At 72.3% G+C, this 25,569-nt stretch carries 24 protein-coding genes; 7 read left to right on the forward strand and 17 right to left on the reverse strand.

The genetic code is table 11. The features are described 5' to 3' along the window. Positions 1 to 48: 48 nt before the first annotated feature. Complete coding sequence (locus L6241_RS08740; protein WP_368245796.1) at positions 49 to 687, reverse strand: hypothetical protein; 639 nt, start codon at positions 685 to 687, stop codon at positions 49 to 51. Positions 688 to 733: 46 nt separating this feature from the next. Further along, on the reverse strand, positions 734 to 1,348 hold the full coding sequence (locus tag L6241_RS08745; RefSeq protein WP_068273728.1) for a TetR/AcrR family transcriptional regulator: 615 nt from the start codon (positions 1,346 to 1,348) through the stop codon (positions 734 to 736). Between the two features lie 90 nt (positions 1,349 to 1,438). On the opposite strand from L6241_RS08745, the gene L6241_RS08750 reads away from it, so the two are divergent. After that, entirely contained in the window at positions 1,439 to 2,593 is a 1,155-nt protein-coding gene (locus L6241_RS08750; protein ID WP_368245797.1) for an acyl-CoA dehydrogenase family protein, read from the forward strand. A 113-nt stretch (positions 2,594 to 2,706) separates the two neighbouring features. On the opposite strand, the gene L6241_RS08755 is transcribed toward L6241_RS08750, so the two are convergent. From L6241_RS08755 to L6241_RS08765, 3 genes are all read right to left on the reverse strand, one after another. Further along, positions 2,707 to 3,588 carry a homocysteine S-methyltransferase family protein gene (locus L6241_RS08755; protein ID WP_368245798.1) on the reverse strand — a complete coding sequence of 294 codons (882 nt, stop codon included), beginning with the start codon at positions 3,586 to 3,588 and terminating at the stop codon, positions 2,707 to 2,709. A gap of 204 nt (positions 3,589 to 3,792) precedes the next feature. Next, a complete protein-coding gene (locus tag L6241_RS08760; RefSeq protein WP_368245799.1) occupies positions 3,793 to 4,293 on the reverse strand; it encodes an SRPBCC family protein in 501 nt (166 codons plus the stop codon). Then, positions 4,290 to 4,643 carry a helix-turn-helix transcriptional regulator gene (locus L6241_RS08765; RefSeq protein WP_123090974.1) on the reverse strand — a complete coding sequence of 118 codons (354 nt, stop codon included), beginning with the start codon at positions 4,641 to 4,643 and terminating at the stop codon, positions 4,290 to 4,292. Before L6241_RS08765 ends, L6241_RS08760 begins: the two co-directional genes overlap by 4 nt. 120 nt (positions 4,644 to 4,763) lie before the next feature. On the opposite strand from L6241_RS08765, the gene L6241_RS08770 reads away from it, so the two are divergent. From L6241_RS08770 to moaA, 3 genes are read left to right on the forward strand one after another with little or no spacing between them, the layout of a single operon-like run. After that, positions 4,764 to 5,282 carry a molybdenum cofactor biosynthesis protein B gene (locus tag L6241_RS08770; protein ID WP_368245800.1) on the forward strand — a complete coding sequence of 173 codons (519 nt, stop codon included), beginning with the start codon at positions 4,764 to 4,766 and terminating at the stop codon, positions 5,280 to 5,282. Further along, entirely contained in the window at positions 5,279 to 5,713 is a 435-nt protein-coding gene (locus L6241_RS08775; protein WP_068273737.1) for a molybdenum cofactor biosynthesis protein MoaE, read from the forward strand. The genes L6241_RS08770 and L6241_RS08775 overlap by 4 nt, the downstream gene beginning before the upstream one ends. Next, complete coding sequence (moaA, locus tag L6241_RS08780; RefSeq protein ID WP_229300799.1) at positions 5,707 to 6,696, forward strand: GTP 3',8-cyclase MoaA; 990 nt, start codon at positions 5,707 to 5,709, stop codon at positions 6,694 to 6,696. Before L6241_RS08775 ends, moaA begins: the two co-directional genes overlap by 7 nt. Here moaA and L6241_RS08785 read toward each other — a convergent pair whose 3' ends face one another. The 10 genes from L6241_RS08785 to L6241_RS08830 are packed head-to-tail and all read right to left on the reverse strand — an operon-like array spanning position 6,697 to position 18,482. Further along, positions 6,697 to 6,939 carry a MoaD/ThiS family protein gene (locus tag L6241_RS08785; RefSeq protein WP_201466156.1) on the reverse strand — a complete coding sequence of 81 codons (243 nt, stop codon included), beginning with the start codon at positions 6,937 to 6,939 and terminating at the stop codon, positions 6,697 to 6,699. Then, the gene (locus L6241_RS08790) at positions 6,936 to 7,841 is read right to left on the reverse strand and encodes an NTP transferase domain-containing protein (protein ID WP_368245801.1); all 906 of its coding nucleotides are present in this window, start codon (positions 7,839 to 7,841) and stop codon (positions 6,936 to 6,938) included. Before L6241_RS08790 ends, L6241_RS08785 begins: the two co-directional genes overlap by 4 nt. Then, positions 7,838 to 8,329, reverse strand: a complete 492-nt coding sequence (gene moaC, locus L6241_RS08795) for a cyclic pyranopterin monophosphate synthase MoaC (RefSeq protein ID WP_368245802.1) — start codon at positions 8,327 to 8,329, stop codon at positions 7,838 to 7,840. Before moaC ends, L6241_RS08790 begins: the two co-directional genes overlap by 4 nt. After that, positions 8,326 to 9,549, reverse strand: a complete 1,224-nt coding sequence (glp, locus tag L6241_RS08800; RefSeq protein WP_368245803.1) for a gephyrin-like molybdotransferase Glp — start codon at positions 9,547 to 9,549, stop codon at positions 8,326 to 8,328. The genes moaC and glp overlap by 4 nt, the downstream gene beginning before the upstream one ends. A gap of 11 nt (positions 9,550 to 9,560) precedes the next feature. After that, the gene (locus tag L6241_RS08805; protein WP_368245805.1) at positions 9,561 to 10,715 is read right to left on the reverse strand and encodes a ThiF family adenylyltransferase; all 1,155 of its coding nucleotides are present in this window, start codon (positions 10,713 to 10,715) and stop codon (positions 9,561 to 9,563) included. 50 nt (positions 10,716 to 10,765) lie between these two features. Beyond that, the gene (gene narI / locus L6241_RS08810) at positions 10,766 to 11,515 is read right to left on the reverse strand and encodes a respiratory nitrate reductase subunit gamma (protein ID WP_229300801.1); all 750 of its coding nucleotides are present in this window, start codon (positions 11,513 to 11,515) and stop codon (positions 10,766 to 10,768) included. Continuing rightward, a complete protein-coding gene (narJ, locus tag L6241_RS08815) occupies positions 11,512 to 12,291 on the reverse strand; it encodes a nitrate reductase molybdenum cofactor assembly chaperone (protein WP_368245806.1) in 780 nt (259 codons plus the stop codon). The genes narI and narJ overlap by 4 nt, the downstream gene beginning before the upstream one ends. Beyond that, complete coding sequence (narH, locus tag L6241_RS08820) at positions 12,291 to 13,961, reverse strand: nitrate reductase subunit beta (RefSeq protein ID WP_368245807.1); 1,671 nt, start codon at positions 13,959 to 13,961, stop codon at positions 12,291 to 12,293. The genes narJ and narH overlap by 1 nt, the downstream gene beginning before the upstream one ends. A gap of 1 nt (position 13,962) precedes the next feature. Beyond that, positions 13,963 to 17,706, reverse strand: a complete 3,744-nt coding sequence (locus tag L6241_RS08825) for a nitrate reductase subunit alpha (RefSeq protein WP_368245809.1) — start codon at positions 17,704 to 17,706, stop codon at positions 13,963 to 13,965. Further along, positions 17,703 to 18,482 (reverse strand): metalloregulator ArsR/SmtB family transcription factor, encoded by a 780-nt coding sequence (locus L6241_RS08830; protein ID WP_068273757.1) that lies wholly within the window; start codon positions 18,480 to 18,482, stop codon positions 17,703 to 17,705. The genes L6241_RS08825 and L6241_RS08830 overlap by 4 nt, the downstream gene beginning before the upstream one ends. Before the next feature lie 244 nt (positions 18,483 to 18,726). Between L6241_RS08830 and L6241_RS08835 the strand changes: the two genes are divergently transcribed. The 3 genes from L6241_RS08835 (at position 18,727) to glgX (ending at position 23,816) form a co-directional block, all read left to right on the forward strand. After that, entirely contained in the window at positions 18,727 to 20,094 is a 1,368-nt protein-coding gene (locus L6241_RS08835; RefSeq protein ID WP_252974892.1) for a nitrate/nitrite transporter, read from the forward strand. A gap of 34 nt (positions 20,095 to 20,128) precedes the next feature. After that, positions 20,129 to 21,538, forward strand: coding sequence for an MFS transporter (locus tag L6241_RS08840; protein ID WP_123090963.1), 1,410 nt, complete (start codon positions 20,129 to 20,131; stop codon positions 21,536 to 21,538). A 133-nt stretch (positions 21,539 to 21,671) separates the two neighbouring features. Continuing rightward, a complete protein-coding gene (glgX, locus tag L6241_RS08845; protein WP_123090962.1) occupies positions 21,672 to 23,816 on the forward strand; it encodes a glycogen debranching protein GlgX in 2,145 nt (714 codons plus the stop codon). A 94-nt stretch (positions 23,817 to 23,910) separates the two neighbouring features. Here glgX and L6241_RS08850 read toward each other — a convergent pair whose 3' ends face one another. Together L6241_RS08850 and L6241_RS08855 are read right to left on the reverse strand one after the other, a co-directional pair. Next, the gene (locus tag L6241_RS08850; protein ID WP_368245810.1) at positions 23,911 to 24,591 is read right to left on the reverse strand and encodes a GNAT family N-acetyltransferase; all 681 of its coding nucleotides are present in this window, start codon (positions 24,589 to 24,591) and stop codon (positions 23,911 to 23,913) included. Further along, positions 24,584 to 25,537, reverse strand: coding sequence for an acyl-CoA thioesterase (locus L6241_RS08855; RefSeq protein WP_368245812.1), 954 nt, complete (start codon positions 25,535 to 25,537; stop codon positions 24,584 to 24,586). The genes L6241_RS08850 and L6241_RS08855 overlap by 8 nt, the downstream gene beginning before the upstream one ends. Positions 25,538 to 25,569 lie beyond the last annotated feature (32 nt).

Raw genomic sequence — 25,569 nt, forward strand, 5'->3', positions numbered from 1 at the left:
TGCTGGGCACGGCAGGTGTCGCCGACGACCCCTCGCCGGAGGCGGGGGTCAGGCGAAGGAGTCGGCGAGGCCCGACGGCGGGCCCCTGCGGCTGATCTCCTGCGCGAGCTCGACGAGCCGGGCGGTCGGCAGCGCGCGGGGCGCGGGGGCCGGTCGCACGTCGGTGCCAGGTCGGGCGAGGTGCACCGGGGCGGGAGGGGCGAGGAAGGCCGCGACCGCCAGGGCGAGCACGTGCAGCCGGCGCGAGACCTCCTCGCCGCGGTGCAGCGCCGCGGTCGTCACGACGGCCGCGACGAGGTGCGCGAGCCACATCGTGCTCGAGGGCATCGTGTGCGCGCCGGCCGTGGTCGTGAGCAGGGCCTCGCCCTGGGCGGTGAGCCCGAGCTGGCCGAGGTGCCCGGTCTGGCGCACGTGCTCGAGGTGCCCGGCACCGCCCGGGGCCGCGCCGAGCGAGAAGAGGGTGTGGAAGAGCAGCTGGCTCACGGCCACCGAGGAGCCCAGGCGCGGCAGGGCCGGGCGCCACCGGGCGAGCAGGGTGCACGCGGGCACGGCGAGGGCGAGCGGGACGACGACCCCGAGCACGTGCGGCACGGCGCCGCCGGCCAGGACGTGCGAGCACAGGGCGACCGCGGTGGCGAGCGCGGCGGCCGCGCTCCCGCGCGCGATCGCGCCGCCCCGGCTGGTCATGCGGTGATGATGGCAGAGGTGGGCCGGGCGCGCCGGTCGGGCGCGATCAGCCCGGGTGGGGCGAGGCGCCGACGAGCCGGAGGGCGAGCGCGCCGTACGTCTGCTCGATCTGCTCCGGGGTCTGCTGCACGCCCGGGTGGTACCAGCGGGCGACGTCGACGACGAGCGAGAGCAGCGCGAGCGCGGCCGCGTGGGTGTCCTCGACCTCGAAGTCGCCCGAGGCCACCCCTTCGTCCACCACCCCGCGCACGACCGCGTCGATCTCACGACGCAGGGTGAGCACCTCGTGCTGGTGCTCGGGGGAGAGGTGGCGGAACTCGTACTGGACGATCCGAGCCACCTGGTGCTGCTCGGCGTGCCAACGGGCGAAGGCGCCGATCATCGAGCGGAGCGTCTCGGCCGGGGCGCTCGAGCGCGCGGCGGCGCGGGCCAGCGCGTCGCGGGCGACGGTGTGCCCCTCGCGGGAGAGCTGGTAGAGCAGGTCCTCCTTCGAGGCGAAGTGGACGTACACGCCCGCGGGGGACAGCCCGGCCCGAGAGGCGATGTCTCGGGTCGTCGTCGCGTGGAACCCCTTCGCGCCGAAGGCATCTGCCGCCGCCTCGTAGAGGCGGGACACGGTGGGCGACTCGCTCGACGGCGTCGCGGATGAGGTGCTCGTCACTTGCCCAGCATGCCCGGCGACGCCTACGCTAAGCAAGCGCTTAGCCATGCTGGGCGCGTCCCGACCACCGCGAGCGAGAGGCCATCAGGCATGCCCCGCAACATCTACGACGAGGACCACGAGTCCTTCCGCGCCTCCGTCAAGGAGTTTGTCGAACGAACGCTCGTCCCCCGTGCGGAGGAGATGATCCGCGAGCACCGGATCCCGCGCGAGGTGTGGCTCGAGGCGGGCAAGCAGGGCTTCTTCGGCCTGACGATCCCCGAGGAGTTCGGCGGCGCGGGCATCGACGACTACCGCTTCAACGCCGTCCTCGCCGAGGAGCTCGCGGCCTTCAACGCCGCGACCGCGTCGTGCTTCGGCATCCACTCCGACATCACCGCGCCGTACCTCGTCGCGCTCGGCACAGAGGAGCAGAAGCAGCGCTGGCTGCCGACGGTCGTCACCGGCGAGACGATCCTGTCGATCGGCATGACCGAGCCCTCCGGCGGCTCCGACCTCGCCGCGCTGAAGACGACCGCCGTGCGCGCCGACGACGGCTCGGGCGACTGGGTCATCAACGGCAGCAAGACCTTCATCACCAACGGCCACCAGTGCGACCTCGCGGTCGTCGCCGCGCGGACCGACCCGACGAAGGGGGCCAAGGGCATCTCGCTCTTCGTCCTCGAGGCCGGCGACGCGGGCTTCACCAAGGGCAACCCGCTGGACAAGATCGGTCAGCCCGAGTCCGACACCTCCGAGCTCTTCTTCGACGACGTGCGCGTGCCCGCCGACCGCCTCCTCGGCCCCGAGGGCATGGGCTTCGTCGCGATGATGCAGAAGCTGCCGCAGGAGCGCCTCGGCAACGCGATCGCCAACATCGCCGGCGCCGACCAGATCCTGCGCGAGACGATCGCGTACACGAAGGAGCGCAAGGCCTTCGGCCAGCCGATCGGCACCTTCCAGCACAACAAGTTCAAGATCGCCGAGCTCGTGACGAAGGTCGAGGTCACGCAGGCCTACGTCGACGACTGCGTCACCGCGCACGCGCAGGGCCGTCTCACCGCCGTCGACGCCGCGAAGGCCAAGTGGTGGGCCGCCGAGGTCCAGTGCGGCGTGCTCGACGAGTGCGTCCAGCTGCACGGCGGGTACGGCTTCATGACCGAGTACCGCGTGGCCCGCGCCTGGCGCGACGCCCGCGTCCACAAGATCTGGGCCGGCACGAACGAGATCATGAAGGAGCTCATCGGCCGCGACCTCGGGCTCTGAGGAGGGCGCAGGGGAGGTCGTGGGCGAGGAACGAGCCCGCGGCCGAGCCGGAGTCGACGAAGAGCCCGCAACGACTCGGGCTGTAGCAGGTCCCCTGATTCGAAGAAGGACCGTCACCTCGAGGTGACGGTCCTTCTTCGAATCACCGGCGAAGGGGGGGCAGCCCCCCGTCCGAGCGGCCCAGATCGCGCCGACGTGGGTCGCGTCGGTGCCGCAGCACCCCCGACGACCTCGAGCGCCGGCAGCGAGCGCTCGAGCTCGACGTGGGCCGCGGCGAGCTCGGCCGGGTCGCCGGGGTCGAGGCTCGTCATCGCGTCGAGCTCCTCGTGGCTGCGCTCGGAGGCGTTGACCGTGAGCCCACGCACGCGGTCCCACGGCCCGCTCAGCCCGGCGGCGACGTGCCGCGGGTGGGCGCAGGTGACCATGTACGCGTCCGGAGCGGCCTGGGTGTCGGTGGCCTCGACCGCCTCCTGCAGGCTCGTCCCACCGGGCAGGCGCCCGTCGACCTCGACGGTCCAGCCCACCCACACGGGCACCCCGACGTCGTGCGCCGCGCGCACGACGTCGACGGCCTCGCCGACGTCGGTGAGCGTGAGCACCTCGACGTGGTCGGCGCCCGCCCCAGCGAGAGCCGCGACCTGCGGGCGGTGGTACTCCGCGGCCTCGTCCGGGTCGACCCGTGCCCCCGGCCGGTAGCCGTCGCCCCTCGGGCCGAGCTGCCCCACGACCCGCACGGCCGGGACGCGGTCGGACCACTGCTCGCCGATCTCGCGCAGCAGGGCGACCGCGTCGGCGTTGGCGGCGGCGAGGGCCGACGCGTCGTCGCCGAGGAGGTCTCCCCAGTCGCTGCTCGCCCGCCAGGTCGGCGTCTCGAGCTGCAGCCCGACGCCGTGCCGCTCCGCGACCTGCGCGTAGCCCTCGTAGTAGTGCCGGAGCAGGTCGCGGCCGTGCGCGTCGCGCAGCAGCACGTAGGCCGCGAAGTGCGGCAGGTCCACCCCGTGGTGGTAGATGAGGTCGGTCTCCAGACCCCCGTCGCTGACGTGCGCATGGCGATCCCCTCCCCGTCGGCCCCCCGACCAGGCAGTGTCCCGCTCGGCGGGCGAAGGGGGCCACCCCCGTGACGGGAGCGGTCCCCCTTCGCGGCGGTGGTCTCGAGGCTCAGGCCCTGGGGGGCCTTCGCACCTCGACCATCGACGGGGCTAACGGGAGGAGAGTTCCGCGAGGACGTCGTCGATCGCGTCGTAGGAGCTCTGGAGGCCGCCCTCCATGCCCGACTCGACGACCATCTGCACGGTCTCGGGGGAGTCGTAGGTGATGACCGCGCGCAGGTGGGTGCGTCCCTCGCTCTCGGTGTACGTCGTGTCGACGAGCGAGTAGGGCGACTCGAGGTTGTCGAAGCGCTCGGTGTGCACGAGGTGGCCCGGTCGCTCGATCGTGCGGTAGTGACCGGAGAAGGACACCTCCTCGCCCGAGGAGCCGGCGCGCTGGGCGAAGTGCCAGGCCCCGCCCTCGCGCAGGTCGATCTCGCAGACGGTGACCTCGCCGTGGCCGGCGCCCCACCACCGCCGCACGTGCTCGGGGGTCGTCATGACCTCGAAGACGAGATCGGCAGGGGCGTCGAAGGTGCGGGTGACGACCAGCTCCGGGCCGTCGGTGGTGACGGTGGCGCGCTCGCGGGCGCCTCGGGGTGCAGTGCTCATGGCTTCTCCTGGGTGGTGCCCTGCGTCGAGGGCGTGCTCATGGTGGCGAGGTAGTCGCCGAGGTCGTCCAGCCGTCGCTCCCAGTGCTCCCGGTAGAGCTCGAGCCACGTCGTCGCGTCCTGCAGCGGGGTGGCCTCCAGGCGGCAGCGGCGTCGCTGCGCGTCGGGGGTCTTCGAGATCAGCCCGGCCCGCTCGAGCACCGAGAGGTGCTTGGAGATGGCGGGCAGGGACATGGCGAAGGGCTGCGCCAGCTCGCTCACCGTGGCCTCGCCGTCGCCCAGGCGCGTGAGGATCGCGCGCCGGGTCGGGTCGGCCAGGGCGGCGAAGGTGGTGCTCAGCTCGTCTGCCATGTGCTTAACCTAGCGGTTGATTAACCAGGTGGTCAACGACTGGTCCGGTCCCGCCGGCTCCCGTCCCCGCACCCCCCAGGGGGCGTCGGGACCGCAGGGCGTGGTGAGAGGATGGGGGTGATGACGCAGCCAGCCCCGACCACCGCGCCCGTGGGCGCCCATGTCCTCACCGTGTCGGACCGCTCGGCCCGTGGTGAGCGCGAGGACCTGTCCGGTCCGGCCGGTCGCGAGGCCCTCGAGGGCGCCGGCTTCGTCGTGACGACCTCGGTCGTGCCGGACGGCGCCGACAGCGTGCGCGACGAGCTGCGGCGGGTGCTCGCCGAGGGGGTGCGCGTCGTGGTCTCGACCGGGGGCACCGGTGTCGGCCCGCGCGACCGCACGCCCGAGGGCACGAGCGAGGTCCTCGACGCCGAGCTGCCCGGCGTCGCCGAGGCGATCCGCGCCCACGGCGCGACTAAGACCCCGCACGCCGTCCTCACCCGTGGTCTCGCCGGCGTCGTCCACGCGACGGCAGACCACCCCGGTGCCGTCGTCGTCAACCTGCCCGGCAGCCCGAAGGCGGTGCGCGAGGGCCTCGAGGTCGTCGTCCCGCTGCTGGCCCACCTGCTCGACCAGCTCCACGGAGGCGATCACCGATGACCTGGCGCGCCCAGATCGCGACCGACCCGATCGACCTGACGGCCCTCATGGCCGAGGTGGGCGGTCCCTCGCACGGGGCTGTCTCCACCTTCGTCGGGCAGGTCCGCGACCATGACCCGGAGGCGTCCGGCGAGGTCGTCTCGCTCGACTACTCCGCGCACCCCGACGCGGGCCGTGTCATCGACGACGTCGTCTCCGCCGCGGTCGCCGCCGGTGACCCCGACGGCCAGGCCCAGGTCGTCGCCGTGCACCGCGTCGGCCACCTCGAGGTCGGCGACCTCGCCCTCGTCGTGCTCGTCGCGAGCGCGCACCGCGACCTCGCGATCACCCTGTGCCGCGACGTCGTCGAGGCGGTCAAGCACGGCGTGCCGATCTGGAAGAAGCAGCACGAGGTCGACGGCAGCCACCAGTGGAGCGGGCTCTCGTGCTGACCGACGGCCACGGACGCGTCCACCGGGACCTGCGGGTCTCGCTCACCGACCGGTGCAACCTGCGCTGCACCTACTGCATGCCCGCCGAGGGCATGCCCTGGCTGCCCACCCCCGACCTGCTGACGACCGACGAGCTCCTGCGCGTCATCGAGGTCGCGGTCGCGGCCGGCATCACCGAGGTCCGGCTCACCGGGGGCGAGCCGCTGCTGCGCCCCGACGTCGTCGACGTCGTCCGCGGTGTAGCCGCCATGAGCGGCGAGCACGGCCCGGTCGAGGTCTCGCTGACCTCCAACGCCCTGCGCCTGCCCAAGCTCGCCCAGCCCCTCGCCGACGCCGGCCTCGCCCGGGTCAACATCAGCCTCGACACCCTGCGGGCGGACCGCTTCGCCTCGATGACGCGGCGCGACCGCTTCGAGGACACGATGGCCGGCATCGCCGCGGCCGACGCGGCCGGCCTCGCCCCCATCAAGATCAACACCGTGCTCATGCGCGGCGTCAACGACGACGAGGCCGGCGACCTGCTGCGGTGGGCCCTCGACCACGGCTACGAGCTGCGCTTCATCGAGCAGATGCCGCTCGACGGCGGTCACACGTGGCAGCGCTCGGAGATGATCACCGCTGCCGAGATCCTCGGGTGGCTGCGCGAGGACTTCGACCTCGTCGAGATGCCCGGTCGCGGGGCGGCCCCGGCCGAGCGCTTCGTCGTCGACGGCGGCCCCGGCACGGTCGGGATCATCGCGTCGGTGACAATGCCCTTCTGCGGGGCGTGCGACCGGCTGCGCCTCACCGCCGACGGCCAGCTGCGCTCGTGCCTCTTCGCCCGCGGCGAGACCGACCTGAGGACCCCCCTTCGCGACGGCTCCTCCGAGGAGGAGGTCACCGCGCTGCTCCACTCGTGCCTCGCGGGCAAGCGCCCCGGTCACGGCATCGACGAGCCCGGCTTCCTCCAGCCGCCGCGCCCGATGAGCGCGATCGGCGGCTGATCAGCCCCCGGCGAAGGGGGGCAGCACGTCGACGACCGAGCCGGTCGGCACCTGCGGGTCCTCGCCCTGGGCGTTGCGCCCGTCGACGAGCACCGCGCACCGCGGCAGCACGCGCGCCACGGCGTCGCCGTGACGCTCGACCGTCGCGGCGAGCACCGCGGACAGCGGGCCCTCGGGCACCTGCTCCTCCTCGACGCCGGCGGCCTCCGCCGCCCCGCCGAACCATCTGACCTGCACGCTCATGACTGCTCCTCCGGCACCGGGGGTGCCTGCTCGATCGTCGCGACGATGGCCCGCCGCAGGGCGACCTGGTCGACCTCCTCACCGCGCGCCTGCGCCGCACCGACGGCCAGGCCGAGGACGTAGGACGACACGGGCGCGAGCGGCCGGTCGTAGCCGTGGGCGACCTGCTTGGTGAGGATGTGGATGCCGGCGACGTCGACGAGGTCGGGGTCGACCGCGACCGCCTCGCAGGCCAACTCGACCCACTGCCGCCAGCGCTGCACGGTCGCGGCGTCGCCCCGCAGCCGTGGCTCGCGGGGGGCGTCAGCCGGGCGCTGCGCCTGCCAGGTCCGGGCGTCCGTCGGGGTGTCGATGTCGGCGACCGCGGCCGGGTCGACGGCGACGGTGGTGAGGCGCAGCGAGGACAGCAGGGCCTTCATCGAGCGGTTGCGCACGGTGTCGAGAGACTCGACCGCGCCGCGCAGCGCCGCCGTGCGGTGGATGCCGAAGAGCCACTGCGGGTGCTCGGCGTCACCGGCCAGGCAGATGCCGTCGACGTCGTCCTCTCCGTCCTCGTCCGCGCGGGCCGCCGCCTCGAGCAGGGTGGCGATGCCGGCGGCGGGGTCGGCGAGGTCGCTCGCGAGGAGCAGGGTCCACCGCGCGGGGCTCGTCACGGCCTGCAGCCCGGCGTCGGTGCCGGCCGCCGGGCCACCGGACGGGGGGTCCTCGAGGGTGCGCACCACGTCGTCGGGGGCGTCGATGCCCCGCCCGACGAGCACGCGGGTCGACGCCGACCCGGTCGCCGCGAGGACGCGGTCGAGCAGGCGCTCGCCGTCGACCGTGAGGTCCGCCTTGACCGCTCCTCCGAGGCGCGAGCCGGCGCCGCCGGCGACGACGACGACGTCGTATTCGACGGCGCTCATGCGTGGTCCTGCGTCTCGGGGCGGGTCCACGACCCGGAGCGCCCGCCCTGCTTGCTCAGCACGCGGATGTCGGTGATGCGGGCGGTGCGGTCGACGCCCTTGACCATGTCGACGACGGCGAGCGCGGCGACGCTCACGCTCGTCAGCGCCTCCATCTCGACACCGGTGCGGTCGGCGGTGCGCACCGTCGCGACGACGTCGACCCCCGTGTCGGTGATCGTCAGGTCGACGGTGCACCCGTGCACGCCGATGACGTGGGCCAGGGGGAGCAGCTCCGGGGTCTTCTTCGCGGCCTGGATGCCCGCGACGCGGGCGACGGCGAGCACGTCCCCCTTCGGCACGGCGCCGTCGCGCAGCAGGGCGACGACCTCCGGCGAGACCCGCACCGACCCGGCGGCGGTCGCGGCCCGGACGGTCGGCGACTTCTCGGTGACGTCGACCATGCGGGCGTGCCCGCCCTCGTCGAGATGGGTGAGGGGGTGGCTCATGCCAGGCTCCTGATCGTCAAGAGGTCGCCCGCGGCGACCTCGGTGGTCTCCTCGGGCACCTCGGCGAGCGCGTCGGCACCGGCGAGCGAGGTCACCATGTGCGACGCCGACCCCCGGCGGTGCGACGGGGTGGCGAGAGGGCGCAGGTCCTCGCCCTGGGTGATGCGCACCGGGACGAGCTGGCGCCGACCGGGCGGCGAGCGCCACCCGGTCGCGGCGACGGCGCGGGTGGTCGGGCGCGGCGCCCGGCCGAGCAGCGCGTCGAGGAGCGGCCGCACGACGACCTCGAAGGAGATGGCCGCGCTCACGGGGTTGCCCGGCAGCGCGACGACCGGGGTGCCCTGCCAGAGCGCCCAGCCCTGGGGCTTGCCCGGCTGGACGCGCACGTGACGGTAGGTCGCGCCCGCGTGCTCGGTGAGCACGTCGCGGGCCACGTCGTAGGCGCCGACGCTCGCCCCACCGGTGAGGACGACGACGTCGGCCTGCGCGGCGAGCTCGTCGAGGGCCCGCACGACGAGGGCGGCGTCGTCGCGCACCGTGGGCGGCACGACGACGTCGGCGCCCTGCTCGCGGGCGGTCGCCGCGAGGTGCGTCGCGTTGGACTCGTAGACCTGACCACGCCCCAGCTCGGCACCGGGGGCGACGAGCTCGTCGCCGGTCGCGGCGACGGCGACGACCGGTCGGCGGCGCACCGGCACCTCGGCGTGCCCGGCGGCAGCGACGGACGAGAGGACCCGTGCGGTGAGCGTGGTGCCGGGCTCGGCGACGAGGTCGCCGGCCCGGAGGTCCTCGCCGGCCCCACGGACGTGGGCGCCCTGCCCGCGCTCGGGGGCTGCGGTGACGTGCACCCGCTGCTCGCCGCCGTCGGTGAGCTCGACGGGCACGATCGTGTCGGCGTCGCCCGGCACGGGTGCGCCGGTCATGATCCGCACGCACTCGCCCGGCCCGATCGCCGGGTCGTGCGGCGAGCCCGCGGGCACCTCGCCGACGACGGCGAGATCGACGGGCGCGTCCGCGACGTCCGCCCAGCGCACGGCGTAGCCGTCCATCGCCGAGTTGGCGAAGGCGGGGACCTGGCCGCGCGCGGTGACCGCGCCCGCGAGCACGCGGCCGTGGGCGTCGTCGAGCGCGACGACCTCGACCGAGGTCGGGCCGGGGACGAGGCGCAGGACCTCGGCGACGTACTGCTCGAGCGTCAACAGCTCGCGGGTGGTGCTCACGGTGCCTGCTCCTAGTAGCGGGGGAGGGAGGGGTCGACCTCGTCGACCCACGCGAGCATGCCGCCATCGAGCACCTCGAGCTGCTCGTAGCCGTGGGCTCGCAGGGTCGCGGCGGCCAGGGTCGCGCGCGGCCCGGCCTTGCACACGAGGACGACGGTGCGGTCGCGCGGGACGCCGAGCGCGTCGGGGTCGCCGTCGCGCAGGGTGGCCAGGGGGATGTGCGCCGAGCCCGGGACCATCCCGAAGGCGATCTCGGCCGGCTCGCGCACGTCGAGGACGAAGGGGGAGCCCGGCGCCTCGACGAGGGCGGCGAGGGCGGTCGCGCTCACGGTCGTCGTCTCCGGCGCGGCCGGGGGAGCGGGGGCGGCCGGCCGCCGCACCGCGGCGTCGTACCGACCCGACGGGGCGAGGGGGATCGAGCGCTGCGTGCTCGCCATGCTGTCGACGTACAGGACGCGGCCCAGCAGCGGCTCCCCGGACCCGGTGACGAGCTTGATCGCCTCGCTCGTCATCATCGACCCGATCTGCCCGACGAGCGCACCGAGCACCCCGGCGTCGCCGCAGGCCGGGACCGACCCCGGCTCGGGCGGGTCCGGGAAGAGGTCGCGCAGGCCGACCGCGGGCAGCCCCTCGGGCGCAGCGGTCCAGAAGGTCGTCACGTGCGCGGCGGTGCGGTACACGGCGGCCCACACGAGCGGCACGCCGAGCTCGGCGCAGGCGGCGTCGACGGCGTACCGCGTCTCGAAGTTGTCGCTGCCGTCGAGGACGAGGTCGTGCCCGGCGAGGACCTCGCGGGCGTTCTCGTCGGTGATGCGCACGTGCCGTCCGACGACGTCGCAGTCGGGGTTGAGCCCGCGCACGCGGTCGACGGCGCTCTCGACCTTCGACAGGCCGACCGACATCGCGTCGTGGATGACCTGGCGCTGGAGGTTCGTCGCGTCGACGGAGTCGTCGTCGACGACGGTGATCGCGCCGACCCCGGCGGCCGCGAGGTAGAGCAGGGCGGGGGAGCCCAGGCCGCCCGCGCCGACGACCGCGACCCGGGCCGCGAGCAGCCGGCGCTGGCCCGTCTCGCCGATGCTCGGCAGCAGCAGGTGCCGTGCGTACCGGGTCAGCTGGTCCGGGCTCAGGGGCGGTCCTGGCTCGACGAGGGCGGGGAAGGGCATGGGTCGACGGTACGTCGTCTCGGGGGGCGTCGCGCTGCTCGGGGTGGTGATCAGCGGCGGGTCAGCTCGGGCTTGTCCCACCCGCGGCGGGGTGCCCGGCTGCCCGTGCCGCGGCCCGGACGGCTGTCGCGCGACCGGTAGACGAGGTAGGGCCGGGTGAGGTAGCCGATCGGTGCGCTGAAGACGTGGACGAGCCGGGTGAAGGGCCACATCGCGAAGAGGATCATCGCGGTGAGCGCGTGCAGCTGGAAGCCGAGCGGTGCGGCGGCCATGAGATCGGGCTCGGGCGCGAAGGTGAAGATGCTGCGCCACCACACCGACACCCCTTCGCGGTAGTCGTACTCGCCGCCGAAGCGCAGGAGCGAGCCCGCGATCGTGTTCCAGATCCCGAGGACCATGACGAGCCCGAGGAAGAGGTACATGACCTTGTCGTTGAGCGTCGTCGCGCTGAAGACCGGCCCGGTGGTGCGGCGGCGGTAGACGAGGATGACGAGCCCGGCGACGGCGGCCAGCCCCGCGGGGATGCCGCCCGCCAGCGCGACGACGTGGTACGTGTGCGCGCTGATGCCCAGCGCGTCGGTCGCGACCTTCGGGATGACGAGGCCGATGACGTGGCCGGCGACGACCCCGAGCATCCCGAAGTGGAAGAGCGGGCTGCCGATCCGCAGCAGCCGGTCCTCGTAGAGCTGCGAGGAGCGGGTGGTCCACCCGAACTTGTCGTAGCGGTAGCGCCAGACGTGCCCGACGACGAAGGTCGCGAGGGTGAGGTACGGGACGATGACCCAGAGGAAGGTGCTCACCGGGGTGCTCCTACGGGGATGGTCGGGCCGGGCGTGAGCGCCTGCGGCGGGGTGGGGCGAAGGGGGTCCGCGGCGGCGCTGCCGCAGGTGGTGCCCGAGGTGCGCGCGAGGTGCTCCTCGACCGCCGGGTCGTGGGTGTAGGGGGACTGGTCGATGCCGACGTCCTCCTGGGGCGGGCCCTGCGCGATGAGCCGGGCGAGGGCCTGCTCGTCGTCGTCGCCGAGCGCGGGCAGGGTCGCGCGCAGCGCCTGGACGACGGGCAGCCACGGCGAGGCCTTGCCCTTGAGCGCCGTGTGCAGCAGCTCGACGCCGACGCGGTGGTCGTTGAGCAGCCGCCACGCGGTGGCCGCGTCGACGGTCGCGCCGAGCTCGAGGACGACGCACAGGTGGTCGGGCAGCTCCGCGCCCTCGTCGGCGAGCTCGACGCCCGCGCGGCGGTAGGCCTGCTTGAACTGCACGAGCGCGGCACCGCGCTTGCGGGTGTCCCCGTGCAAGAAGTACGTGAGGTGCAGGGCGCACCGACGGGTGACGTCGAAGGTGTCGACGTACTGCGCCTGGAGCTCGCCGAGAGGGGTGCCCTCGAGGTGGTCGACGACGCCGGTGAGGCGGTCGCCGACGCCGGGGGGCAACCCATTCGCGCTCTCCCGCAGGACGGGCAGGAGCGTCAGGAGGCGCTCGTCGGGGTAGTCGAGGAGGAGCGAGATGATCTGCCACGCGTCGGCCTGGGCGCGCTCGTCGAGGGCAGGCGCGCTGCGGCGGTGGCGCCGCCAGGGCATCACGGCCGCTCACCCGACCCGCGGGTGGGGAACATGCCCTCGGGGGTGCCCTTGCCGTCCCAGTTGAGGAGGTTGACGCGCCCGGACTTGCTGCCGCCGCCGACGAGCTGGTCGGAGGTCTGGCGCTCGGCGAGCATGTGGAAGTTCTCGACCGCGACCGGGGTCGTGCCACCGCGCCCGGATCCCTCGCCGAAGGGGCCGGAGAGGTCGTCGAGCTCGGTGTCGTAGCCCGAGACCGCGCAGTCCGTCGCGAGCTCCTCGAGCCCGTGCGCCTGCTCGCCGTGGGCGGTGGGGATGACGTAGCGCTCGTCGTACTTCGCCAGGGCGAGCAGGCGGAACATCTCGTACATCTCCTCCTCCTCCATCCCGACGGCCGCGGGGATCTCACCGCGCGGGTCACGCCCGAGGTTGATGTCGCGCATGTAGGAGCGCATCGCCGCGAGCTTCTTGAGGACCTCGTCGACGGGCCGGACGTCGCCGGCGGTGAAGAGGTTGGCGAGGTACTCGACGGGGATGCGCAGGGTGTCGATGGCGGCGAAGAGGTTGTCCGCGTCCTCGCCGTCGTGCCCGGTCTCGGCGACGACGTCGACGACGGGCGACAGCGGCGGGATGTACCAGACCATCGGCATCGTGCGGTACTCCGGGTGCAGGGGCAGGGCCACCTTGTAGTCCATGATGAGCCGCCGCACGGGCGATGCCTTCGCGGCCTCGACCCAGTCACCGGGGATGCCGGCCCGCTCGGCCTCGCGCTGCACCTCGGGGTCGAAGGGGTCGAGGAAGACCGAGCGCTGCGCCTCGTAGAGGTCGTGGTCGTCCTCCACCGAGGCCGCGTCGAGGACGCGGTCGGCGTCGTAGAGCATGATCCCGATGTAGCGCAGCCGCCCGACGCAGGTCTCGGCGCACACCGTGGGGATGCCGACCTCGACCCGGGGGTAGCAGAAGGTGCACTTCTCGGCCTTGCCGGTCTTGTGGTTGAAGTAGACCTTCTTGTACGGGCAGCCGGTGACGCACATCCGCCAGCCGCGGCAGCGGTCCTGGTCGACGAGGACGATGCCGTCCTCCTCGCGCTTGTAGATCGCGCCGGAGGGGCAGGACGCCGCGCAGCTGGGGTTGAGGCAGTGCTCGCAGATCCGCGGCAGGTAGAACATGAAGGTCTGGTCGAACTCGAACTTCACCTTGTCCTCGATGCCCTTGAGCATCGGGTCCTTCACGGCGTGCTCCATGCTGCCGCCGAGGTCGTCGTCCCAGTTCGCCGACCACGAGACGTTCATCGCCTTGCCCGAGATGAGCGAGTAGGGGCGGGCGACGGGGAAGGTCTTCTGCGCCGGGGCGTCGAGGAGGGTCTCGTAGTCGTAGGTCCAGGGCTCGTAGTAGTCCTGGATGCTCGGCATCTTGGGGTTGGAGAAGATGTTGAGCAGCTTGTTCAGCCGCCCGCCGGCGCGCAGGCGCAGCCGGCCGTTGGCGGCGCGCTCCCAGCCGCCCTTCCACTCGTCCTGGTCCTCGTACCCGCGGGGGTAGCCCAGACCGGGCCGGGTCTCGACGTTGTTGAACCACACGTACTCGGTGCCGGCTCGGTTGGTCCACGCCTGCTTGCAGGTGACCGAGCACGTGTGGCACCCGATGCACTTGTCGAGATTCATCACCATCGCCATCTGGGCCATGACTCGCATGTCAGTACTCCACGTCCTGGTCGGTGCGGCGGCGGATCGTCGTGACCTCGTCGCGGTTGTTGCCCGTCGGGCCGATGTAGTTGAAGAAGTAGGACAGCTGCGCGTAGCCGCCGATGATGTGGCTCGGCTTGAGCAGGATCCGCGTGAGGCTGTTGTGGATGCCGCCCCGCTTGCCGTCGGTCTCCGTGAGCGGCACGTCGATGAGCCGGTCCTGGGCGTGGTGCATGTAGACCGTGCCCTCGGGCATCCGGTGGCTGACGACGGCCCGGGCGGCGACGACGCCGTTGCGGTTGACCGCCTCGATCCAGTCGTTGTCGCGCACGCCGATCTTCGCCGCGTCGACATCCGACATCCACACCGTCTGACCGCCGCGGCTCAGGCTGAGCATGAAGAGGTTGTCCTGGTACTCGGAGTGGATCGACCACTTGTTGTGCGGGGTGAGGTAGCGCACCGACAGCGCGATGCCGCGGCCCTCCTCCTCGACCTGCTCGCCGAGCGGGGTCTCGCCGAAGAGCCGGGTCATGTCGAGCGGTGGCCGGTAGACCGGCAGCGCCTCGCCCATCCCGAGCATCCAGTCGTGGTCGACGTACATCTGCTGGCGACCCGTGAGGGTGTGGAAGGGCTTGTGCCGCTCGATGTTGATGGTGAAGGGGGAGTAGCGCCGTCCGCCGGACTCGCTGCCCGACCACTCCGGCGAGGTGATGACCGGCACCGGCGCGGCCTGGGTGTCGGCGAAGGTGATCTGCTTGCCCTCGTGCTCCGACGCGAGGTCGTGCAGCTGGGTCCCGGTGCGCTTCTCGAGGAAGCGGAAGCCCTGGGTGGCGAGGTGGCCGTTGCTCACGCCCGAGAGGTGCAGGATCGCGTCGGCGACCTGGATGTCGGTCTCCATCCGCGGCTGGCCGGCCCCGGCGCCCGTGCGGGCGACTCCGTGACGCCCGCGCAGCAGGTCGATCTCGCGCCCCACCTCGTAGCGCACGCCCTTGGTGAGCATCCCGGCCTTCTCCATGAGCGGGCCGATCGAGGTCATCTTCTCGTAGGTCGCGGGGTAGTCGCGGGTGACCTCGACGAGGACCGGCATGGTCTTCCCGGGGACCGGGTCGCACTCCCCCTTCGCCCAGTCCTGGACGCGGCCGTGCACGGTCGCCATCGCCTCGGGGGTGTCGTGCCACAGCGGCTTGGCGACGACGTCGGTGCGGGTGCCGAGGTGGTCGACGGCGAGCTCGGAGAAGCGCTTGGCGATCGTCTTCCACGTCTCCCAGTCGCTCTTGGACTGCCACGGGGGAGCGATCGCGGGGTTGAAGGAGTGCACGAAGGGGTGCATGTCCGTCGTGTTGATGTCGTGCTTCTCGTACCAGGTCGCGGCCGGGAGGACGACGTCGGAGAGCAGCGTCGAGCTCGTCATCCGGAAGTCGAGGGTCAGGAGCAGGTCGAGCTTGCCCTCCGGTGCCCGCTCGGGCCAGACGACCCCCTCGGGGCGCATCGACTCGGGCGCCTCGGCGGCACGCACGGCGTTGTCGGTGCCGAGGAGGTGCTTGAGGAAGTACTCGTTGCCCTTCGCCGAGGAGCCGAAGAGGTTGGCCCGCCACAGCGAGAGGACCCGGGGGTGGTTGTCGGGGGCCTCGGGGTCCTCGACGGCCAGGCGCAGGGTGCCGGCCTTGAGCGCGGAGGCGACGTACTCGCCGACCGGCACCCCGGCCTCCTTCGCCTCGTCGGAGACGGCGAGCGAGCTGCGGTCGAACTGCGGGTACGAGGGGGTCCACCCGAGGCGGGCCGACTGGACGAGCAGGTCCATCGTCGATCGGCCGGCGAAGACGCCGGTGCTGCCGTTGACCTCGTCGGCGGTGAAGGTGTCGTAGCGGTACTGGCTCGTGTTGACGTACCAGTACGCCGTCTGGTTCATGTGGCGCGGCGGGCGCATCCAGTCCAGCGCGAAGGCCATGTGCTGGAAGCCCATGATCGGGCGGACCTTCTCCTGCCCGACGTAGTGCGCCCAGCCCCCGCCGTTGCGGCCCTGGCAGCCGGTGATCGTCGTGAGGACGAGCATCGCGCGGTAGATCTGGTCGGAGTGGTACCAGTGGTTGGTGCCGGCGCCCATGAGGATCATCCCGCGACCGGTCGTGTCGATCGCGTTCTGCGCCCACTCGCGGGCCAGCCGGACGATCTGCTCGACCGGCACCCCGGAGATCTCGGCGCCCCACGCGGGGGTGGCCGGCACCCCCGGGTCGTCGTAGCCCGTCGGCCAGGCGCCGGGCAGGCCGTCGCGGGCGACGCCGTACTGGGCGAGCATGAGGTCGAGGACGGTCGTCACGAGGTGGTCGCCGACCCGGCGCACCGGGACGCCGCGGCGCTCCTCGCGCACAGCGCCGGCGACGTTGTCGAAGCGGGGCAGCTCGACCTCGACCGCGTCGGGGGACCCGTAGAGGGACAGGCGGGGGCGGATGTCGCCGAGCTCGAGGTTCCACCGGCCGGCGCCCTCGTCGCCGAAGCGGTGGCCGATGGAGCCGTTGGGGATGACGACCTCGTCGGTGCGCTCGTCGATGACCGCCGTCTTCCACATGGCGTTCTCGCTCGTGCTCTCGGCGCAGTCGATGTCGCCGGCGACGAGGAACTTGCCCGGGCGGTAGGAGGTCGCGCCGTCCGTCGTGACCGCCTCGAGGCTGACGAGGTAGGGCAGGTCGGTGTACTGCTGGTTGTACTCGGTGAAGAAGTCGACCTGGCGGTCAGCGAAGTACTCCTTGAGCACGACGTGCCCCATCGCCATCGCGAGGGCGCCGTCGGTGCCGGGCGCGGCGGCGACCCACTCGTCGGCGAACTTGACGTTCTCGGCGTAGTCCGGGGCGACCGCGACGACCTTCTGACCGCGGTACCGGGCCTCGGCCATCCAGTGCGCGTCCGGCGTGCGGGTGAGCGGGACGTTCGAGCCCCACATGATGAGGTACCCGGCGTCCCACCAGTCACCCGACTCGGGGACGTCGGTCTGGTCGCCGAACATCTGCGGCGAGGCGTTGGGCAGGTCCGCGTACCAGTCGTAGAAGGAGAGCATCGGCGCACCGATGAGCTCGTTGAAGCGGGCGCCGGAGGCGTAGCTGACCGGTGACATCGCGGGGATGGGGGAGAAGCCGGCGATCCGGTCCGGGCCCCAGCGCTTGATCGTGTAGACGTACGCGGCGGCCACCATGTCGGTGACCTCCTCCCACGTGGCCCGCACGAGACCGCCCTTGCCGCGCGCGCTCTTGTAGCGTCGGGCGGCCTCCTCGTCCTGCACGACCGAGCCCCACGCGACGACGGGGTCGCCGTAGCGGGCCCGGGCCTCGCGGTACATCTCGAGCAGCACGCCGCGGACGTAGGGGTAGCGCACCCGGGTGGGCGAGTACGTGTACCAGGAGAAGGCGGCACCGCGGGGGCACCCGCGCGGCTCGTACTCGGGACGGTCGGCCCCGGTGCTCGGGTAGTCGGTCTGCTGCGCCTCCCACGTGATGATCCCGTCCTTGACGTAGACCTTCCACGAGCACGACCCGGTGCAGTTGACGCCGTGGGTGCTGCGCACGACCTTGTCGTGGCTCCAGCGGTCGCGGTAGAAGGAGTCGCCGCTGCGCCCGCCCTCGACGAACATCGCGCGCTGGTCGGGCGAGATGCCGGCCCGGGTGAAGAAGCGGCGGGTGCCGACGAGCGCCTCGGAGATCGGGCCGTCGAGACCGGCCGAGCGCGGGGGCGTCGGGGTCGAGGGCGTGGGCGAAGGGGTCATGCGGTGCCTCCAGATCGAGAGAAGGGGGCCCGGGTCGTCACGTGGGCCAGGCAGCGGTGGGGCTCGACGAAGGGCTCGAGCGAGAGCTCGGTCTCGGTCTCGCCGAAGACCTCGAGGGTGCCGCGCATGAGTCCTCGGTGGACCCCGCACACCACCTCGGGGTTGGTGCGGGCGAGCGAGAGGAAGGGGCAGCTCTCGAGGGTGACCTCGGCGGTGCGCCCGGAGCTGTCGGTGCGCAGGTTCGGGGTGTAGCCCCACTCGCGCAGGACGTCGATCATCAGGCCGACCTTGCTCAGCCACACCCCGGGGCTGCGAGCCGGCTCGCTCGAGGGGGAGTGGTGCACCAGCGACGGCGCGTGGGTGTGCGCCCATGCCGCGCCGGCCTCCTCGGGCGTCATCGGCGCGCCGTCGCTGCGCACGAACATCTCGGCGAGCAGACCCGCGAGGACCTTGTAGCCCTCGGCGTCCTCCGTCGGCTCGAGCTCGCCCGGCGCGACGGCGTAGCGCTTGCTCGGGCGTCCGGCGCCCGAGGAGCGCACGAAGTGGCTCGTGAGGATGCCGGCCCCGACGAGCTGGTCGAGGTGGAAGCGCACGGTCGTCGTGTGCAGGCCGACGAGCTCGCCGAGCTCCTTGGCGGTGAGGCCGTCCTCACGGACGGCGGGCTCGAGGTTGGCGAGCGTGTCGACGATGTCGCGACGCACCGCCGACCGGAGCAGGCCGGCGCCCTCGTCCCCCGGCGGGACCGGGGGCTGGGACGGGAGTCGGGTGACGTTCACGCGCTCAGTCTGGCAGATAAAAAGCAATGACCGGACACCTGGTCCGGCGCGTCGACCGCGGCCCTATTTGGCAACGCTGAGAGGTCGTAATTCCCTGCTACGGCAGGGTTTGTCACGCGTTCAACCATCTGCGACCGGGCCGTCGTAGACGTGGTCGAAGGGGGTCTGCGCCGGGTGTAGGGTCATTTTTAAGCGATTAAAAAGGAGACGTCCGAGAGGGCGTCCGGGCTCACGAGGAGCACCCATGGCGGCAGCGCCAGCAGCACGTCCGGCACCCATGCAGACCGGCGGCGCCGGCTACCGCGGGGCCACCCGCGTGCTCGTCATGTCGAGCACGGCCTTCACCCTGATGTTCGCGGTGTGGCTGATGTTCGGCGTCCTCGGCGTGCCGATCCAGGCCGAGCTCGGTCTCAGCGAGCCCCAGCTCGCGTGGATCTCCGCGGTCGCGGTGCTCAACGGCTCGATGTGGCGCCTGCCGGCCGGCATGCTCGCCGACCGGGTGGGCGGCCGGGTCGTGACGATCGCGATGCTCCTGCTCACCGCGATCCCGTGCTTCCTCGTCACCCAGGCGGGCAGCTACGCCACCCTGCTCGTCCTCGCCTTCCTCGTCGGCTTCGCCGGCAACCTCTTCAGCGTCGGCGTCGCGTGGAACTCGGCGTGGACCCCCAAGGAGCACCAGGGCTTCGCGCTCGGCGTCTTCGGTGCGGGCAACGTCGGCGCGTCGGTCACCAAGCTGCTGCTCGTCCTCGCCCCCGGCCTGCTCACGGCCACCGCCGGGGCGACCTATCTCGGCGTGGTCGAGGGAGGGTGGCGGGTCATCCCGGCCATCTACTCGGTCGCGCTCGTCGTCGTCGCGCTGCTCACCTACCTCGTCGTGCCCCGGCAGGACCGGATGGCCGGCCAGGGCAAGCCGCTGCGGGCGATGCTCGCCCCGCTGCGCGAGCTGCGGGTGTGGCGCTTCAGCCTCTACTACGCCGCCGTCTTCGGCGCCTACGTCGCGCTCTCGGCCTGGATGCCGCACTACTACGTGACCACCTTCGGGGTCGAGCTGCGCACGGCAGCCCTGCTCACCGCGCTCTTCATCTTCCCGGCCTCGCTGCTTCGCCCGCTCGGCGGCTGGGTCTCGGACCGGGTCGGGGCCCGGCGGGTCATGTACGCGACCTTCGTCGTCATGCTCCTCGCGAGCGGCGTCCTCATGATGCCGAACGGGCACCTCGTCGTCGTCCACGCCGACGGCTCGACGAGCGAGCACCTCGCCTACGGCCTGGGCATCGCCCCCTTCACCGCCCTCCTCGTGCTCCTCGGGTGCGCGATGGGCATCGGCAAGGCCGCCGTCTTCAAGCACATCCCCGAGTACTTCCCCGACAACGTCGGCTCGGTTGGCGGGCTCGTGGGGATGCTCGGCGGGCTCGGGGGTTTCTTCCTGCCGCTGCTCTTCGCCTACACGAAGCAGTGGAGCGGCTTCCCGACGAGCACCTTCTTCGTCGTCTTCGTCCTCACGGCCGTCTGCCTCGCGTGGATGCACCTCACGGTCGTACGGATGCTCCACGACGAGTCGCCCGAGCTCGCCGACCACTTCGAGGCGCCGCAGGGCGCCCTCGCCACCCGCTGATCCTCACCCCTTCGCGCAGACAAGGACACCACCGATGAGCAGCACGACCCCCACCGCCCGAGCAGGTCGCACCGGAGGCGAGTGGCTCCAGTCCTGGGATCCCGAGGACGAGCAGAGCTGGGACAAGCCGCTGGCCTGGCGCACCCTGTGGATCACGACCTTCTGCCTCACCCTCGCCTTCGTCGCGTGGTTCCTGCCGAGCGCGATCATCCCCAAGCTCACGGCGCTCGGCTATGACCTCAGCGCCTCGCAGCTGTACTGGATGGCCGCGATGCCGGGTCTGGCCGCCGGGCTCTTCCGGCTCGTGTGGATGGTGCTGCCCCCGATCATGGGCACCCGCAAGATGGTCGCGCTCACGACGCTGCTCCTCGTCTTCTCCACGCTCGGCTGGGGCGTGCGGGTCCAGCAGCCCACCGCGCCGTACTGGGAGCTCATGACCCTCGCCTTCCTCGCCGGCATCGGCGGCGGCGCCTTCTCGGGCTTCATGCCGAGCACGAGCTACTTCTTCCCGAAGCGGATGCAGGGCACCGCCCTGGGGCTGCAGGCCGGGCTGGGCAACTTCGGCGTCTCGCTGGTGCAGCTGCTCACGCCCTACCTCATCGCGCTCAGCGGTCTGGCGATCTTCGGCGGCAGCCAGATGCTCTCGGCGCCGGGCAAGGAGCCGACGCAGGTGTGGTTCCAGAACGCCGCCTTCGTGTGGATCCCGCTCATGGTGCTCGGCGCCGTCCTCGCGTGGACGATGCTGCGCTCGGTGCCGGTGCAGGCGAACATCCGTCAGCAGTTCGACATCTTCGGCAACCAGGACACCTGGTGGATGACGCTGCTCTACATCATGACCTTCGGCACCTTCTCTGGCCTGTCGGCGCAGTTCGGCCTCCTCATGGCCAACCTCTACGGCAGCGGCAACGACGCGATCGTCACCGGGGCGGGCGCCAGCGCCCAGCTCCTCGTCCCGGGCTACGAGGTGCCCGACGTCGTCAAGTACGTCTTCCTCGGCCCGCTCGTCGGCGCCGGCGCGCGCGTGCTCTTCGCGCCGCTCACCGACCGGATGGGCGGGGCGGTCTGGACGCTCGTCTCCGGCATCGGCCTCGTCGCCTCGATCGCCTTCACGATGACGGCCCTCACCCCCGACACGACCTCGGCAGCCACCCTCGAGGCAGGCTTCACGAAGTTCTTGTGGGGGATGCTCGCGATCTTCCTCTTCTCGGGCATCGGCAACGCCTCGACCTTCAAGCAGATGCCGATGATCTTCGAGCGCCGTCAGGCCGGTGGCGTCATCGGCTGGACCGCCGCCATCGCGGCCTTCGGGCCCTTCTTCTTCGGGGTCGGCGTGACGACCTTCGGGGCGCTCGCCTTCTACGGCATCGGCATCGCCTGGGCGCTGATGTGCATCGCCATCACGTGGTGGCGATACGCCCGCCCGGGGGCGCCGAAGAAGAGCTGACCTGGCAGGACAGGGGGCAGGGGCCGTCCGTGCGGGAGCGCACGGGCGGCCCTTGTCGTCGGGATCGGGGCCTGCGCACCGTAGGCTCAGGGCGTCCTCGACCCCGACCGCAACAGCACAGGAGAAGACACGCGTGGAGATATGGCCCGGCGCCCCCTACCCCCTCGGAGCGACGTACGACGGGTCAGGAGTCAACTTCGCCGTCTTCTCCGAGGTGGCCGAGCGCGTCCAGCTCTGCCTCATCGACGACGACGGCGAGCAGACCTGCGTCGAGCTCACCGAGGTCGACGCCTTCGTCTGGCACTGCTACCTGCCGCAGGTCCAGCCCGGCCAGCGCTACGGCTACCGCGTCCACGGGCCCTACGAGCCCGAGCAGGGCCACCGGTGCGACCCGAGCAAGCTGCTCCTCGACCCGTACGCGAAGGCGATCGAGGGCCAGGTCGTCACCGACCCGGCGCTCTTCTCCTACGACTTCGAGGACCCCTCGGTGCGCAACGAGGAGGACAGCGCCGGCAAGACGATGCTCTCCGTCGTCATCAACCCCTTCTTCGACTGGGGCCACGACCGCCCGCCGCGCCACGAGTACCACGAGTCGGTCATCTACGAGGCCCACGTCAAGGGCCTGACGATGACTCACCCCGACGTGCCGGAGGAGATCCGCGGCACGTACTCGGCCATCGCCCACCCGGCGATCATCGGCCACCTCACCGACCTCGGGGTCACCGCGATCGAGCTGCTCCCGGTGCACCAGTTCGTCAACGACACCGGCCTGCAGGACAAGGGCCTGTCGAACTACTGGGGCTACAACACCATCGGCTTCCTCGCCCCGCACAACGGCTACGCCTCGAGCGGGCGCGGCCAGCAGGTCACCGAGTTCAAGACGATGGTCAAGGCGCTGCACGAGGCGGACATCGAGGTCATCCTCGACGTCGTCTACAACCACACCGCCGAGGGCAACCACCTCGGGCCGACCCTGGCCTTCCGCGGTCTGGACAACGCGTCCTACTACCGCCTCGTCGACGACGCCCCCCAGCACTACTACGACACGACGGGCACGGGCAACAGCCTGCTCATGCGCAGCCCGCACGTGCTCCAGCTCATCATGGACAGCCTGCGCTACTGGGTCACCGAGATGCACGTCGACGGCTTCCGCTTCGACCTCGCGGCGACGCTGGCCCGGCAGTTCCACGAGGTCGACAAGCTCTCGGCCTTCTTCGACCTCATCCAGCAGGACCCGATCATCAGCCAGGTCAAGCTCATCGCCGAGCCCTGGGACATCGGTGACGGCGGCTACCAGGTCGGCAACTTCCCGCCCCTGTGGACGGAGTGGAACGGCAAGTACCGCGACACCGTGCGCGACTACTGGCGCGGCGAGGGCGCGACCCTCGGCGAGTTCGCCTCGCGGCTGACCGGGTCCTCTGACCTCTACGAGCACTCGGGCCGCCGCCCCTTCGCGTCGATCAACTTCGTCATCGCCCACGACGGCTTCACCCTGCGCGACCTCGTCTCGTACAACGACAAGCACAACGAGGCCAACGGCGAGGACGGGCGTGACGGCGAGAGCCACAACCGCTCGTGGAACTGCGGCGTCGAGGGGCCGACCGACGACCCCGAGGTGCTCGCCCTGCGCGCCCGCCAGCAGCGCAACATCCTCACGACCCTGCTCCTCAGCCAGGGCGTGCCGATGATCGCCCACGGCGACGAGCTCGGTCGCACCCAGGACGGCAACAACAACGTCTACTGCCAGGACAACGAGACCTCGTGGATGGACTGGGAGCTCGAGCTGCCCGACCAGGAGCTGCTCGAGTTCACCCGCGCGGTCGTCTCGCTGCGCCGCGAGCACCCCGTCTTCCGTCGCCGGCGCTTCTTCGCCGGCCGGGCCGACCACGGCGGTGAGTCCGCGATCGGCGACATCGAGTGGTTCCGTCCCGACGCCCAGCACATGGGTGACGAGGAGTGGGGTGACTCGGCCTCCGGGGCCATCATGGTCTTCCTCAACGGCCAGGCGATCCCCGAGCCGGACGAGCGGGGCAACCCGCTCGTCGACGACGACTTCGTCATGCTCTTCAACTCCAGCCCCGACCCGGTGACCTTCACGCTCCCCGGCGAGGCGTACGGCCAGTGCTGGGTCTGCGTCATCGACACGGCGGCCGACGTCGTCGACGGCGGCGAGCACGACGCCGGCGCCCAGGTCGAGGTCGACGGCCGCAGCGTCGTCGTGCTGCGCAACCGGCGCGACGCCGGGGTGACCCCGACCGGCGCCAACCCGCTCGGCTGACCCGAGGGCACGAAGGGGGGTCCCGACCAGCCGGTCGGGACCCCCTTCGTCGTCCGGGCGCGAGGCGTGCCGCGTCGTCCGGGCCGGTCGAGCGCTACGGGCGCAGGGCCGCCGTGAGCTCGGTGAGCGAGGTGCGGGGCGAGCCGGCGACGGCCTCGTCGAGCCACCGGCGGTGGGCGTCGCGGACGGCGGGCCACTCGTCGTCGGTGATGGAGAACCACGTCGTGTCGCGGCTGCGCCCCTTGTAGACGAGCGCGTTGCGGAAGGTGCCCTCGAGGGTGAAGCCAAGCCGGGTGGCGGCGGCGCGCGAGGGCGCGTTGAGCGAGTCGCACTTCCACTCGTAGCGCCGGTAGCCGGCGGCGAAGGCGTGCTCGGCCATGAGGTGCATCGCCTCGGTCGCGGCGGTCGTGCGCTGCAGCGGCGGGGCGAAGAGGATGTTGCCGACCTCGACGCTGCCGGCCGCGGTGTCGGTGCGCAGATAGCTCGCCATGCCGACGACGAGGTCGTCGCGGCAGATCGCCAGGGCCCAGGACGCGGGCGCGCGGAGCGCGTCCTGCAGGACGGCCCGCAGCTCGTCCTCGTCGTTGGGAGGGTCGTTCTTGAGGTAGGTGAAGAGACTCGGGGGTGCGGCCGGGCCGCCGAGGGCGGACCACAGCGAGGGGGCGTCGTCGACGCGCAGCGGGCGCAGCGTCACGGTGCGTCCGGCGAGACGCTGCGGGCGCAGCGGCTCGCGTGGGGTCCAGCCCGGCAGCGACGGGCCGACGGGCTCACTCACCCTTGACCCGCATCATGCCCTCCTGCGCGACGGAGGCGACGAGCCGGCCGTCCTGCGTGAAGAAGCGGCCGGTCCCGAGCCCGCGCCCGCCCTGCGCGGACGGCGAGGTCTGGTCGTAGAGCATCCACTGCGTCGGGTCGACGTCGCGGTGGAACCACATGGCGTGGTCGAGGCTCGCCGGGCGCAGCCGGCGGTCGCCCCACGCGAGGCCGTGCCGGCGCAGCACCGGCTCGAGGAGGCTGAAGTCGGAGACGAAGGCGAGCAGCGCGGAGCGCAGGTAGGGGTCCTCGACGGGCTCGGAGATCATCCGCACCCACACCTGCTGGACCGCCTCGCCCGGCTCGTGGGCGGGCCCGGCGAGGTCGCCGGCGGGGTAGCGGTGGTCGAAGGGGCGCTCGGCCAGGCGCTTGGCCTGCGGGACGTCGTACTGGTCGTAGACGGCGTTCATCGACGGCAGGCTGTCGGGTCCGGGCACCTGAGGCATCGGGTCCTGGTGGTCCAGCCCGCCGGCCGGGTCCTGGAAGGACGCGGTGAGCGAGAGGATGGGGCGGCCGTGCTGGATCGCGTGGACGCGGCGGGTGGAGAAGGAGCGGCCGTCGCGCATCCGCTCGACGACGAAGCGGATGGGCATCGTGTCGTCGCCGGCGCGCATGAAGTACGCGTGCAGGGAGTGGGGGAGGCGCTGCGGGTGCTCCTCGCGCAGGCTGAGGCTCGACGCGACGAGGGCCTGGGCGAGCACCTGGCCGCCGAAGACCCGGTTGTGCGGCTGCTTGATGCTCGCGCCCTCGAAGACGTCGGCGCCCTCGGTGCCCAGGCTCGTCGAGCGCTCGCCGTCGATGCCGGTCACCTCGATGCGGGCGCTGCCGAGGGGGCGCAGGGTGAGCACGTCGAGCAGCTCGCGCAGGGTGGCGGCCTGACGCTCGGCGAGGGGACGCTGGTCGGTCACGGGGGTCCTTCGGGTCGGGGGCGCTGGGCGAA

Origin of the sequence: Janibacter sp. Y6 (genome assembly GCF_040900765.1) — a bacterium.
In the GTDB taxonomy this organism is placed as follows: domain Bacteria; phylum Actinomycetota; class Actinomycetes; order Actinomycetales; family Dermatophilaceae; genus Marihabitans; species Marihabitans melonis.